The sequence below is a fragment of the Sphingobium sp. SYK-6 genome (assembly GCF_000283515.1).
Classification (GTDB): Bacteria; Pseudomonadota; Alphaproteobacteria; order Sphingomonadales; family Sphingomonadaceae; genus Sphingobium; species Sphingobium lignivorans.
In genome coordinates this window covers 774,513-786,906 of the sequence record NC_015976.1, presented here as the reverse complement: position 1 = coordinate 786,906, position 12,394 = coordinate 774,513, and the positions used below count along the sequence as shown (strand labels likewise).

Here is a 12,394-nt window from a genome sequence, read left to right as displayed (position 1 = left end):
TCAGCGCTGCGCCGGCGCGGTGGCGCGCCAGGGCTGCGGCTTCACGACCATGCCGGGCTGGACGCGGTCCTGCCCCTCGACGATGATCGTCTCGCCGGCCTTGAGGCCGCCGGTCACGATGATCTTGCCGTCGCGCGTGTCGCCGGTCTGGATCGGCCGGGGCGCGACCTTGCCGTCCTTGCCTACGACGCTGACGCTCGCCTTTCCGGTCGGGTCGCGCTGCACGGCCTGTTCGGGCACGGTCAGGGCGTCGGGAATGGCGAGGCGCGGCAGGCGGGCACGCACGAACATGCCGGGCAGCAGCGCGCGGTCGGCATTGGGCACCTCGACGCGGGCAATCACTTCGCCAGTGCTCGGGTCCACGCTGATGCCGGAGAAGAGCAGCCGGCCCTTGACCGGCAGCGCGCGTCCGTCGCTGGAGACGATTTCCACTGGCGCGCCCTTGGCGGCAGTACCGGCACGCGCCGCCTCGCGCAGCATTTCGAGGCGGGCGGCCGGCTGACGCACGTCCACATAGACGCGGTCAATCTGTTGAACGGTGGCGAGCGGCTGCTCGCTGGTCATGCTGGCAAGGGCGCCCTCGGTGAACACCGCCTGGTCGATGCGCCCACTGATCGGCGAGCGCACCGTGGCGAAGCCGAGATCGACCTGCCTGCGCGCCAGATCCGCCCGGCTCGCCGCGAGATCGGCGGCGGCCTGGTCGCGGGTGGCCACGGCATCGTCATAATCCTGTCCGCTCACCGCGTCGGCCTTCACCAGCGGGGCGAGGCGCTTTTCCTGCAGGCTGGCGCGCGCGAGCGCCGCCTGCGCGCGCTGCACGGCGGCGGCGGCGCTGTTGGCATCGGCACGGAAAGGCGCGGGATTGATCTGGAACAGGGGCTGCCCGGCCCGCACTTCCGTCCCCTGCTCGAACAGCCGGCGCTGGATCACGCCGTTCACCTGGGGCCGGATTTCGGCCACGCGGAACGCCACGACCCGGCCCGGCAGTTCGTCCGCCACGGCCATCTGCGTGGGGGAGACCCGCACGACGGACACGTCTGGCGGCGGAGGCGCAGGGGGCGGCGCGTCTCCGGAGCAGGCGGACAGCGTCAGCGCAGAGGCAATGACGAACAGGGCGTGGCAACGCCCGGGGCGGGAGGAAATCATCATTGCTTTGCTCTGGCTTTCGTGTCGCTGCGGCCTTGCACTCGCCTTGTCGAACAATTGTCGAAACAATGTGGAGAGAGTGTGGAGATGCATAGCGCGCAGGCTGTATGTCGCGCATTATACGGCCAACGGAGAGCGTGCCCACCATGAATACTGACAATGCCCTCATCCTGGTGGCCGAAGACGAGCCCGAGATCGCCGAGGTCATCGCCGCCTATCTGGAGCGCGAGGGCTTCCGCACGGTGCGGGCGGCCGACGGGCGTTCGGCCCTCGAGCTTCATCTCGCTCTCAAGCCCGATCTCGTGATGCTCGACGTGCAGATGCCGCGCCTCGATGGATGGGCCGTGCTCGCGGAACTGCGGCGGCGGGGCGACACGCCGGTCATCATGCTGACGGCGCTGGATCAGGATATCGACAAGCTGCAGGCCCTGCGGATCGGTGCGGACGATTATGTGGTGAAGCCGTTCAATGCCATGGAAGTCGCGGTGCGCGCCCGGGCCGTGCTGCGCCGTTCGGGCGGCGGCAATGGCAAGACATTGCGGGTGGGGCCCGTCGAGGTCGATCTCGACAGTCATCTCGCGAGCGTGGTCGCGCAGGAGAATGCAGATCGCGTGACGCTGCCGCTGACGCTCACCGAGTTCCGCATTCTGTCCCATATGGCGCGGGCGCCGCGGCGGGCCTTCTCGCGCAGCGAGCTGGTCGATGCCTGCCTCCCCGGGGGCGAGGCGCTCGACCGTACCGTCGACACGCATCTGAGCAAGCTGCGCCGCAAGCTCGAGGAAGCAGGCGCGCCGGGGCTCGTCAATAACGTCCGGGGCGTCGGGTTCCGGCTGGCGGACGTGTCGTGAGAAAGCGCTCCTCCTCTGGCCTCGGCCGGGAGATCATCCTCTCCACGGTGATCGCCACGCTGACCTCCGTCATGGTCGCGATCGCCGGCCTTTATATCTTCTACGGCGTCGTCATCCGCTTCGCGCCCGACCTCCTGTTCCCGCTCAACGACCAGTGGCTGCCGCGCGGGGTCGAATGGCTGGTGATCCTGGCCCTGTGCATCGTCGCGGCCGGTATTTCCGCGGCGATGGCGACGCGTCTTGCCCGACGCGTGGTCAAGCCGCTCGTCTCGGTGGCGAAGAGCGCGCGCAGCATCGTCGCGCGGGACCTGACGGCGCGGGCAGAAGCCGGCGATCGCGCCACGATCGAGGCGACGATGCTGGTCGAGGATTTCAACCATCTCGCCGATGAGCTGGCGCGCGCCTCGGAAGCCCTGCTGCGCTGGAACGCGACCATCGCGCACGAGCTGCGCACGCCCGTCACGATCCTGAGCGGCCGCCTGCAGGGTCTGGCCGATGGCGTGTTCAAGCCGGACGAGGCCCTGTTCCGCTCGCTCGTGGCGCAGGTCGATGCGCTGGCGCGGCTGATCGAGGACCTGCGCACCGTCAGCCTGCTCGAGGGCGGACGGATGGAGATGCAGTTTCAGTCGGTGGAACTGGCGGACGAGATCGAGGCCGTCATCCGCCTCATGCAGCCCTCCCTCGAGTCAGCCGGCTTCACCATTTCCGCCAGCCTCGACAGGGGGTTCTGCGAAGTCGACACCGCCCGCATCCGCCAGGCGCTCCTTGCCCTTCTGGACAATGCCCGGCGCCATGCGCTCCCGGCACGGCTCGACGTCGCGCTGCGGATCGGGGAAGAGCATGTCCGTCTCAGCGTCGCGGACCAGGGGCCCGGCCTGCACGGGGATTTCGCGCGGCACGCCTTCGACCCATTCCGGCGCTACATGGCGCAGGGCGGCAGCGCGAAAGGCAGCGGCCTCGGTCTCTCGGTCGTGCGCGTCATCGCCCGGGCGCATGGCGGTGAGGCGACCTATGAGCCCCTGAACGGCGGCGCCTGCTTCTGCATGGAAATCCGCCGGCGCAGCCGGGCGTCCGAAACCGCCTAGCAGGCCGGGGATCGCGGCGACGGCGGGGAAGCCCGGCCGATATGCCGCTGTTCGGGGCAGCATATCGGCCAAATCACTCAATCCAGCATGGTCTTGCGCAGCTTGGCGATATCGCTTTCGTCCAGACGCAGCGCCTGCTTCATGAAGGCTTCCGAACCGCCATATTGCGTGTCGATATAAGTGAAGAACTGCGCCAGATGCGAGGCGCCGCTCGGCGTGTAGAGCGGCTCGGCCACCGTGCGCTTCTTGCCGTCCTTGTCGATGTAGAAACGCAGGATCGGGTTGTTGGGATAGTCGGCCGGGTCGACGTCCGGCATTTCCCATTGCGGCCGGCGCAGCGCCGTGGAGGCATGATAGTCCTTCAGGATCGTCTCGCGATCGACGCCAAGCATGTCATAGAGCAGCGCCGTCGCCATGCCGGTGCGGTCCTGCCCTGCCGAGCAGTGGTAGAGAACGGCGCCGTCGTCGGCGGCGAGAAGCCGATAGAGCGAGCGAAGCTGCGGGATCAGCAGTTTCTCCATGCCGCGATAGGCATTCTCGCCATCGCCCTTTCCGTAGGCGGCAAGCAGCGGCTTGAGCGAATAATCATTGGCGACGAACAGGGCACCGGTGCGATCGTCAACCTGATCGGGCGCCACCTCGCGCTCCTCGAGCGAACGCAGGTCCACCACGGCGTTGAGCCCGAGCTGGTCGATAAGGCTGTAGTCGGCCTTCGTCAGCATCGGCATGGCGCCGGAGCGGAAGGCCTTGCCCCAGCGGACGATGTGCCCGTCCTTGGTGACATAGCCACCGATGTCGCGGAAGTTGCTGCCCTGCTCGGTCGGCAGCACGCGTTCGGCGACGACCGTGACGCGTCCCTTGCCATCATCAAGGAGCACATAGCGGCGCTCGCTGGCCGGAATGGCGAGCCTGATCCCGCCGTCCTTGCCCGCGGCCTTGATGGTCGCCGCATCGACCTTCTGGTCGGACGCGTCGATTGTCCCGTCCTTGCTGATCCAGATCGCGGCCGGGGCGGTTTCGCCCCGGTCGAGCGTCACGCTCTGGGCATCGATGCGCGTGACAGTGGCTGCCTCCCGCGCGAGGGCGGGACAGGCGGTCGATGCGGCGAGGGCCGCAAAAAAGGTGATGTGAGTGATGCGCATGGGTCTGGCTCCCGTCAAAAGCTGAAGCGGACGCCGAACAGGTAGCGCGCACCGATCTGCTCGACCTCGGTCGGCGTGGCGGGCGTGCCCTGATAGGCGATGTAGGTTTCGTCCGTGAGGTTCGCGAGATCGGCGAACAGCGTCAGATTGTCGGTGAGCGCGTAGCGCAGCGACACGTCGAGATTTTCATAACCCTGGCGATATTCGCCACTGCCCAGGCCGCCGAGCGTGTCCAGCCAGTGTGAGCGCCACTGATAGCTCACGCGCGCCGAGATGCCATATTTCTCGTAGAAGATCGAGGCATTGGCGATGGTCTTGGACATGCCCTGGAAGGCGATGTCCTTCTCCGTCGGCGTATCGAAGCTGCCGTCGAGCAGAGTGACGTTACCCTGGAAGCCCAGGCCGTCGAGCGCGCCGGGCAGGAAGTCGAACTGCTTGAGCAGATTGAACTCGACGCCGTAGAGCTTGCCGCTCTCGCCATTGTAAGTGCCGCTCAGCAGGTAGCCGGAGCGATCGACACCACCGAAATTATAGAAGTCCGTGCCGACGACCGCCTGGCTCTGGTAAAGCACATTGTCGACCCAGCGATGGAAGGCGGCGACCGAGATCATGCCGTTGCCGGGCAGATAATATTCGATGCTGGCGTCCGCACCCCAGGTATATTCGGGACGCAGCATGGGATTGCCGCCGCCGATCGTGCCGGGACTGTTCGTGTCGTTGATCGAGGCGCCGACGCGGATCGCGCCATAAGCGGGGCGGGATACGCCGCGCTGGCCCGCCAGGCGCAGCACCAGATTGTCGGTGGCGGCATATTTGAGGTTCAGGCTGGGGAAGATGTCCGTCTTCGTCCGGTCGTAGCTGAGCGGTGTGGCGACGCCGCCCGCGATCACGGTGCCGCGATTGTCCATGCTGTACCGCTCCACACGGATGCCGCCCACGGCGGTCAGCGCGCCGCTTTCCACCTTGCCCATGACATAGCCGGCCAGCGTCTTCTCGCGCTGGGCGTAGCGATCGCTCGCGGGCGTATCGAGCGCGGGGTTGTAAAGGCCGGCCGCCTGCATCCGCACCAGCAGCGTGTCGATGTCGCGGCGCATGGCGACATTGTCCATATAATTGAACGTCACGCCGAGGGGGAAGCCGGTGTCCCACGGCCGGTTGGTGACGTAGCTGTTGATATCGAAGGGCTGGCCGACAGCTGCGCCCTGCGCGCCGATCATCGCCAGATTGGAGGTCGAAAAGAGCGTCCCGTCGATGTCGCGGTCTGCATAGAGCGCGCCGGCGGACAGGGTGAGGTCACCCATTTCCTTCGCGACGTCGAGCTTGGCGGTGTAGCTGTCCGACACCGTTTTTTGCCGCGCCGCGATCATGTAGGCGCCGGCGCTCGTCATGCTGGCCTGATTGAACGTGCCGTTGATCGTCACGATCGGGAAATTGGGGTTGCTGTTGTCGTAGCTCAGCGAGAGATTGTTGGCGCCGCTGGTCGAGGCCTGGACGAGAGGCAGGTAGCTCGTGTTCTCGGTCTTCGTGTAGTTCAGCTTGAGCGAGGCGGTGAGGCCGTCGCCCGTGTCATAGTCTCCGCCGATCGTACCGATATAGTTGCGGTTGCGATATTCGCCGAAGTTGAAGCTGCCGCGCAACGGCACGCCGGTCAGCGAACCGCTGTCCTGCGTGCGCGTGCCGCCGGTCGCGCGGTCGAGGCGGAACTCGTACTGATTGCGCTGCTCATTGTCGTTGAATTCGGAGAAGATCGCCTTGGCGTAGAGGCGCAGGCCATTGCCCGGATCGAACTCCACGCCGCCGAACAGGCCGTTGTTCCAGCGCTCGATCTCATATTGGCGGATATCGAACTCGGTCGGGCCCTTCGCGTCATACGCGCCCACCTCGCGATTGTCGGTCAGCTGCTTGCGGCGATAATGCGAGCCGCCGATCACGACGCCGAAATTGTCGTTCGACCAGGAGAGGCGCAGCGAGCCCTGGCGCTGCTCGCCACCGCCCAGGCTCATCTGGCCATAGCCGAGATCGCCCGAGACGTGCAGTCCCTTGCGATCCATCGGCGAATAGGTGCGCAGGTCAATGGTCGCGACCACCGCGTCGGCCTGCAGGTCGCTGGTCAGCGACTTGTTGATGACCATCTGCGAGAGCAGCACTGCGGGAATGGCATCGAAGCGGAAAGCGCGCGTGTCACCGCCCTCGTCCACGCCGACCATCGGAATGCCGTCGATGCTGACGGACGTCCAGCGATTGGGCGCGCCGCGCACCTGGATGTAGCGTTCCTGTCCCTGGTCGCGCTGCACGGCGACGGCGGGCAGGCGGGACAAGGCTGCGGCGGCATTCTGGTCGGGGAAGCGGCCCACCGCGTCCGATGCCGCGACGTCCGAGAGGTTCGGCGCATTGCGCTTCAGGGCGATCGAGTCCTGCTGCGCCGAGAGGATGGAGCCGGTGATGACGATTTCGTCGGCTTCTTCGGCGCCGTCTTCCGGCGCGACCGTCTGCTGCGCCAGGGCAGCATATGGCTGGGTCAACAGGAGCACGCCGCAAATCGCGGTCGTGCGCAAAAGCAAGGCGCTAGGCAAGGTCATGGTCGGCTCCCTGGTGGATCTGGTCTGGCTTGCCGCGGCGCCTAGAACGCTTGTATGTAAGCTATGTGACAGTTGTCGAAGATGATGGAACGATCGTGCCCTGCGGAAACGCTCTCGTCACTTGGGGAGGACATGGCTATGCTGCACGCCGGGAAATGCTTGGATAGCGACAATGAAAACAACAGAATTATCCTCAGATAACAGGCTGTTGAACGCCGTTATCGACGTCTGGGAGAGCGGCGGGAATGAGGTGGTTTCCGCCCGTCAGGTGTCTGCCAATGCCGCCGTTCCGGTGTCGTCCATCTATCATCACTTCGGCTCTCTGGAACAGTTGTTGGTTCTGGCTCAGGAACAGGCGCAAGCCTGCGCGCGCGACTGGTGCGAGACGCGGCTCGACCAGCTGGCCGGCTTCTCCGCGGATGCCCGGGCCTTCGCCCCCTTCTTCGCGGCGACCATCGACGATTGGGTGCACCAGCAGCGGCGACTCGCCTTCGCATGGCGGGAAGGACAGATGCTGCGCATTGAGGGCGAGCCCGGCATGCAGATGCGACTCGGCTGGCGTCAGCTGTGGGCTGCCTTCTGGCAGGAAGCTTGCGACCGATTTGGCCTCGGGGATCGCGCCTGGCTTGCCGAGCACCTGTTCGAGAATGAGTCCTTCGTCCACATGATCGGTTGGCACAGGGCCGTTGACCGGGCCGGACTTGACGAGTTCGCGCGGGGCGTCAGTGCCTGGATGAGCGGCGAGCCGGTGCCGCCGGCCCCCTGGCGCGACTTCGCCCGCACCGAGGCGCTGCGGGCGGCGCCCGTGATGCCGAGCCACGACGGCACGACCAGCCGCATCGCCGCTGCCACCGCCGCCCTGATCGAGGAGGCTGGCCCGTCCGGCGTGACGCACCGCGCCGTCGCCGAGCGGACCGACCTCACGCTCGGCGTTGTTTCGCACAAGCTGCGCACCAAGACGGACCTGCTTCAGGCCGGTTACGAGGCTGTCTATCTCACCGCGGTGACTCGCCTGCGCGAGCACACCTCGACGATCAGCCCGGCGACGGCGGACGCGACACTCGATGGTCTGGCGGACTTCATGAGCCAGTCCCTGCGCGGTCAGGGCGTTCACGCGCTGCACCTCGCCGTTGCGCGCGATCCGGCCCTGCGGCCCTTTGGCCTGCAGCTGCGCTACCTGCGCGGCATGACCTCGGGGTCGCTGCTGGCGATGCTCCGGCCCGATCGTGCCGAGCCGAGCCATCTGGAGGCTGCCCTGCTGTCCAGCTTCCTGTCTTCGCTGCCGCGCATGCATGCCGATGACGCGCCGACGGATGCGCGCCCGCGCATCCGGCAGGCGATCGAGAGCATGGTCTCCCTGCTCTGACACGCGCGGTCACAGCAATGTCATCGCCGCAACCTAACGGCGGGGCATGCAAGCCAGCCCAGACTCGCAGGCGACTGCCGCCGCACCGCCTTTGGCGGACGTGCGCATCAGCCGTCTCCATCTGGCGGCCTTCACCTTGCCGGTGCTGCTGTTCCAGGCGATCGAGATGGCCTGGCGCGCTTATCTTCCCCGGTTCCTCAACCTCGATGTCGGCATCGCGCTGGGTCTCGTCGGTGCGCTGATGCTGGGCGCCAGGCTGCTCGACGCGGTGGCGGACCCACTGCTGGGCTGGCTGAGCGACATGCGGCCGACGCGCTTCGGCCGGCGCAAGCCGTGGATGGCGCTCGGCGCCATCCTCGTGCCGCTCGGTGCGCTGCCACTGTTCCTCGCCCCGGATGGCTCGGCGTTCGGGACGATCGTCATCGCGAGCCTGCTGCTTCACATCGGCTATTCGTTCATCATCACCCCTCATGGCGGCTGGGGACTGGAGCTTTCGCGGGACAGGCACCAGCGCACGCGCATCATGGGCGCCAAGGTGTGGTTCGGCGTGCTCGGGTCCCTCGCCATGCTGGGCATTCTGGCGGTTCTGGAGCGCGGCTTCGGCATATCGCTGCGCGCGGAAATGGCGCTGGTCGGCTGGACGATCGCGCTTCTCGCGCCCCTGACGGTGCTGTGCGTCATTCTCCTGTTCCAGGAGCGCGCCACGCCGGTCGCGCAAGCTCCCCGGCATCCGGGACACCTCTTCCTCGCGATGCTCCGCGATCCCGCGATGCGCGCGCTGCTGATGCTTTACATGGTCACGGGCATCGGGGATGCCGCCGCGGCGAGCAGCTTTCTTTACCTCGTGGAGGATGCCTTGTCGCTGGAGCGGTGGGGCGCCTCGCTCCTGCTCATCCAGCCCGTTGTGGCGCTGGTCGCGCTGCCGGTCTGGAGTCGCCTCAGTGCCCGGATCGGGCGGCGCAACGTCCTCATGATCTCTTATGGCTGGCAGGCCGTCTGCGTCGCGATGCTGCTGGCCCTGCCCCCGGGCGCGCCGCTGATGCTCGCCGGCATCCTGGTGCTGAAGGGCCTTGGCTGGGGTGTGGACTTCATGTTGCTGCGCGCGATGGTAGCCGATCTGTCGGACAAGGATGCGGACGGCACGACCGTGGCCGGGAGCTATTATGGCGTGAGCAGCATTGCCCTGAAGATCGCGATGGGCCTGGGCAGCGGCGGCGTGATGTGGGGGCTTGCTCTGGTTTCGGGCGAAGCGTGGGACGATCTGCGCCTCGTAGCGATCCGCCTGCTGCATTGCGCACCGGTCATGATCGGTGCCGTGGTGGCGATACGCATCCTGCGCGGCCGGGGACAGGTCGAACGCGCCGGTCCGGATGTCGCGATCGTCCCGGGCTGAACGAAATCTGGAAGTTTGGCTGGGGCGGGAGGATTCGAACCTCCGCATGGCGGTACCAAAAACCGCTGCCTTACCGCTTGGCTACGCCCCAGCATCGCGGCATCGCGCCGAGAGCGGCGTCATATAGCGCGCTGGGGGCAAAAGCCAAGCGGCCGTGTCCGTCGCGCGAGCGGATTTGCGCCCGGCGCCCGATGGGCTAGGAGGCGGTCATGACGTTGCCCGGTTCCAGTCCCGCTGCCTCCCCCCTCTTCCTGCGCGAGGAGGAGATCCGGCGCGGCATCGAATTGCTGCAGTTCGGCCATGCCGCGCTGGCGGAGGTGATGGAGCCGGTGCTGGCGACCCACGGGCTCGGCCGGGCGCACCAGCGGGCGCTTTATTTCATTGCCCGCCGGCCCGATCTCAGCGTCTCCGCGCTGATCCGCCTGCTCGGGGTCACCAAGCAGTCGCTCGGGCGCGTGCTGGACGAGCTCGCCGAGCGCGGCTTCGTGGAGATGGCGCCCGGCCTGCGGGATCGGCGCCAGCGGCTGCTGCGTCTCACCGCGAGCGGCGAGGCGATCGAAAGGGCCCTGTTCGATGCCATGCGCGAGCGAGTCGCTGCGGCTTATTCCGCCGCCGGCCAGGGCTCCGTGACCGGCTTCTGGCGCGTGCTCGAAAACCTGCTCGATGCCGATCATCAGCGGATGGTCGCGGGGCTCCAGATCGGCGCCTAGCCGCTCGGGGCCAGGAATACGGCCTGAATGAACCGCGCGTGCGTCCCGCGCCCGCCACCTGCAATGATTGCACGAACTGTGTTATTGGTATAGTACACGATGATGCTGACGGTCACCCGATTGTCCCGATCCTATCGCCGCAAGGTGGTGCTGGCTGGCGTGTCCGCGCATTTCCCGGTCGGCCTCTCGCTGCTCGTCGGGCCGAGCGGGGCGGGCAAGTCCACGTTGCTGCGCCTCATCGCCACGGTGGAAAAGCCCGATGGCGGGGTGATCGGATGGGAAGGCGTGCCGCTTCCCCGCGCCCGCGCGGCGCTGCGCCGCACGCTGGGCTATGCGCCCCAGGCCGTCGACCTGCCCGAGGAACTCACCGGCCGCGAGTTCGCCATGCACATGGCGGCGCTCAAGGGGCTCGATCTGCGCGCCGCTGATGCGCAGTTCGGCGCCATCACCGATCGCATCGGTCTTCATGCGGACATCAACGGGCGGATCGCCACTTATTCCGGCGGGATGCGCCGGCGGCTGGTCTTCGCGCAGGCGCTGCTGGGCGCACCGCGCCTGCTGGTGCTCGACGAGCCGACGGCCGAGCTGGACGCGGAGACGGCGCATCATGTCGGCCTGCTCATTCTCGAGCGCGCGCAGGAGGCTTGCGTCATCATGACGACGCATCTGGCCGATGCGCTGGCGCCGCAGGCCGTGCAGGTGCTGCGGGTCGAGGCGGGCAAGATGACCGCCGCGTCATGAGCGCGGCCGGCGTGGTCCGCTCGGCCGCCCGCGCGGGCCTGCTGCGCTATCGCCGCAGCTGGGGCTTGTGGCTGCTGCTGCTCGTCGCACCGGTTGGCGCGCGCTTCATGATCGGGGACGAGAGCGGCGGCGTGCACATCGCCATCGACAATCGGCTGCCCCTGCTCACCGCGCCGGTGCTTGGCCTGTGGCTGGGCATCGTGGTCTCCACGCTGCTGCTGCCGGTGGCTTATGCCTATCTGCGCGCAAACGTCACGCGCCGCCAGCCCTGGCAAGTGGAGGAGGTGACCGCGGCCTCCCGCATCGCGATCATGCTGGGGCGTTTCGTTGCCGATGCAGCGGTCCTCCTCGCCGCGCTCGCCGCACTCACGCTGGCGGGCTGGTTCCTCTGCTGGCTGCTTGCGCAAGGCCCGCTCGATCTGCCGGGCATGAGCTATAGCCTGTGGATCATCGCGGCGCCCTCGCTCATCGGCCTTGCCGCCTTGCGCTCCTGGCTGAGCGCGCGGCCCTGGCTGCGCGGCGGGGCGGGCGATCTGCTGTTCGTTCTGCTGTGGCTGACGTCCATCGCCATGCCCGCCATGATGCAGGGCAGCGCGTCCTCCTTCAGCAGCAATCTGCTCGATTTCGCCGGCTATTACCGGCCGCTGGTCGCCGGGGCGCCGGGCGGCGCGAGCGATTTCGCGATCGGCGGGGTGGAGGTCGAGCCCGGGCGCGTCGTGCTGGACGTGGCGAAGGCGCTGGGCGCGCCCGGCTATGTCGCCTCGCGCATGGCGTGGATCGGCATCGCCATTCTCCTGGTGATCCTCTCGGGGCTCGCTTATCGGCCGCACCGTGCCGGCCGGCGCGCGCCGATGCAGGGCCGCCTTGCCCGTCTGCTTTCGGCCGGCCCGCCGCCTCGCGCCGATCCGGCAGCGCCGCCCGCGCTGCCCGCGCGCCGGCCGTTCGCCGGCCTGCTGTGGAGCGAGCTCAGGCTCATCGGCACGGGCCGGGTCTTCCTGCTGCTGGCGAGCGCCGCCACCGCCATCGGGCTGGCCGGCGATTATCGGCGCGGCGGCAGCGTCGCCGCTTTGCTGCTGCTCGCCTTCGCGCTGAGTGCCCATGCGGGCCGGTGCGAGGCGCGCGGATTGCTCATGCTGACGCGCACGACATCCCTCCCGCCGGCCGCGCGCCGCGCTGCCTTTCTTGCGGCGGGCACGCTCTGGGCGCTGTTGATGGCACTGCCTGCCGCACTGGTGCGCCTCTCGCCCGATCCGCTGCTGCTCGCGCTCGGCACCGGGGCGGCGGCCTCGACCGGGGCGCTCGGGCTGGCGATGCTCAGCGGCGGTCCCTTCGCGCCACGCCTCGTACTGCTCGTCGCCTGGTACGCTTATTTCTCGGCCTGAGG

10 protein-coding genes and 1 tRNA gene are annotated in these 12,394 nt (G+C 67.7%); 7 read left to right on the top strand and 4 right to left on the bottom strand.

Translation table 11 applies throughout. From position 1 onward, the window contains the following. Positions 1-1,149 carry an efflux RND transporter periplasmic adaptor subunit gene (locus tag SLG_RS03685; RefSeq protein WP_014075075.1) on the bottom strand — a complete coding sequence of 383 codons (1,149 nt, stop codon included), beginning with the start codon at positions 1,147-1,149 and terminating at the stop codon, positions 1-3. A gap of 143 nt (positions 1,150-1,292) precedes the next feature. Here SLG_RS03685 and SLG_RS03680 point away from each other — a divergent pair, with 143 nt between their 5' ends. Together SLG_RS03680 and SLG_RS03675 are read left to right on the top strand one after the other, a co-directional pair. Further along, the gene (locus SLG_RS03680) at positions 1,293-1,994 is read left to right on the top strand and encodes a response regulator transcription factor (protein ID WP_041391707.1); all 702 of its coding nucleotides are present in this window, start codon (positions 1,293-1,295) and stop codon (positions 1,992-1,994) included. Continuing rightward, positions 1,991-3,079 carry an ATP-binding protein gene (locus SLG_RS03675; protein ID WP_014075073.1) on the top strand — a complete coding sequence of 363 codons (1,089 nt, stop codon included), beginning with the start codon at positions 1,991-1,993 and terminating at the stop codon, positions 3,077-3,079. Before SLG_RS03680 ends, SLG_RS03675 begins: the two co-directional genes overlap by 4 nt. Positions 3,080-3,156: 77 nt before the next feature. Here SLG_RS03675 and SLG_RS03670 read toward each other — a convergent pair whose 3' ends face one another. Next, positions 3,157-4,221, bottom strand: a complete 1,065-nt coding sequence (locus tag SLG_RS03670; RefSeq protein WP_014075072.1) for a tyrosine-protein phosphatase — start codon at positions 4,219-4,221, stop codon at positions 3,157-3,159. A gap of 14 nt (positions 4,222-4,235) precedes the next feature. Then, positions 4,236-6,800, bottom strand: coding sequence for a TonB-dependent receptor (locus SLG_RS03665; protein ID WP_014075071.1), 2,565 nt, complete (start codon positions 6,798-6,800; stop codon positions 4,236-4,238). A gap of 208 nt (positions 6,801-7,008) precedes the next feature. On the opposite strand from SLG_RS03665, the gene SLG_RS03660 reads away from it, so the two are divergent. Continuing rightward, positions 7,009-8,166, top strand: coding sequence for a TetR/AcrR family transcriptional regulator (locus SLG_RS03660; protein ID WP_158512670.1), 1,158 nt, complete (start codon positions 7,009-7,011; stop codon positions 8,164-8,166). A 46-nt stretch (positions 8,167-8,212) separates the two neighbouring features. Beyond that, positions 8,213-9,559, top strand: a complete 1,347-nt coding sequence (locus tag SLG_RS03655; RefSeq protein WP_014075069.1) for an MFS transporter — start codon at positions 8,213-8,215, stop codon at positions 9,557-9,559. Positions 9,560-9,575: 16 nt separating this feature from the next. Here SLG_RS03655 and SLG_RS03650 read toward each other — a convergent pair. Continuing rightward, positions 9,576-9,650 (bottom strand) — tRNA-Gln (locus SLG_RS03650). Between the two features lie 118 nt (positions 9,651-9,768). Here SLG_RS03650 and SLG_RS03645 point away from each other — a divergent pair. The 3 genes from SLG_RS03645 (at position 9,769) to SLG_RS03635 (ending at position 12,392) form a co-directional block, all read left to right on the top strand. Continuing rightward, on the top strand, positions 9,769-10,269 hold the full coding sequence (locus tag SLG_RS03645) for a MarR family winged helix-turn-helix transcriptional regulator (protein ID WP_014075068.1): 501 nt from the start codon (positions 9,769-9,771) through the stop codon (positions 10,267-10,269). Positions 10,270-10,371: 102 nt separating this feature from the next. Next, a complete protein-coding gene (locus tag SLG_RS03640) occupies positions 10,372-11,010 on the top strand; it encodes an ATP-binding cassette domain-containing protein (protein ID WP_148276480.1) in 639 nt (212 codons plus the stop codon). Then, a complete protein-coding gene (locus SLG_RS03635; protein WP_014075066.1) occupies positions 11,007-12,392 on the top strand; it encodes a hypothetical protein in 1,386 nt (461 codons plus the stop codon). The genes SLG_RS03640 and SLG_RS03635 overlap by 4 nt, the downstream gene beginning before the upstream one ends. The last annotated feature ends 2 nt before the right edge of the window (positions 12,393-12,394 follow it).

Excerpts from the sequence above, each read along its gene's own strand:
- SLG_RS03685 (WP_014075075.1), bottom strand. The coding sequence starts at position 1,149 with ATGATGATTTCCTCCCGCCCCGGGCGTTGCCACGCCCTGTTCGTCATT.
- SLG_RS03680 (WP_041391707.1), top strand. The coding sequence starts at position 1,293 with ATGAATACTGACAATGCCCTCATCCTGGTGGCCGAAGACGAGCCCGAG.
- SLG_RS03670 (WP_014075072.1), bottom strand. The coding sequence starts at position 4,221 with ATGCGCATCACTCACATCACCTTTTTTGCGGCCCTCGCCGCATCGACC.
- SLG_RS03665 (WP_014075071.1), bottom strand. The coding sequence starts at position 6,800 with ATGACCTTGCCTAGCGCCTTGCTTTTGCGCACGACCGCGATTTGCGGC.
- SLG_RS03655 (WP_014075069.1), top strand. The coding sequence starts at position 8,213 with ATGCAAGCCAGCCCAGACTCGCAGGCGACTGCCGCCGCACCGCCTTTG.
- SLG_RS03645 (WP_014075068.1), top strand. The coding sequence starts at position 9,769 with ATGACGTTGCCCGGTTCCAGTCCCGCTGCCTCCCCCCTCTTCCTGCGC.
- SLG_RS03640 (WP_148276480.1), top strand. The coding sequence starts at position 10,372 with ATGCTGACGGTCACCCGATTGTCCCGATCCTATCGCCGCAAGGTGGTG.
- SLG_RS03635 (WP_014075066.1), top strand. The coding sequence starts at position 11,007 with ATGAGCGCGGCCGGCGTGGTCCGCTCGGCCGCCCGCGCGGGCCTGCTG.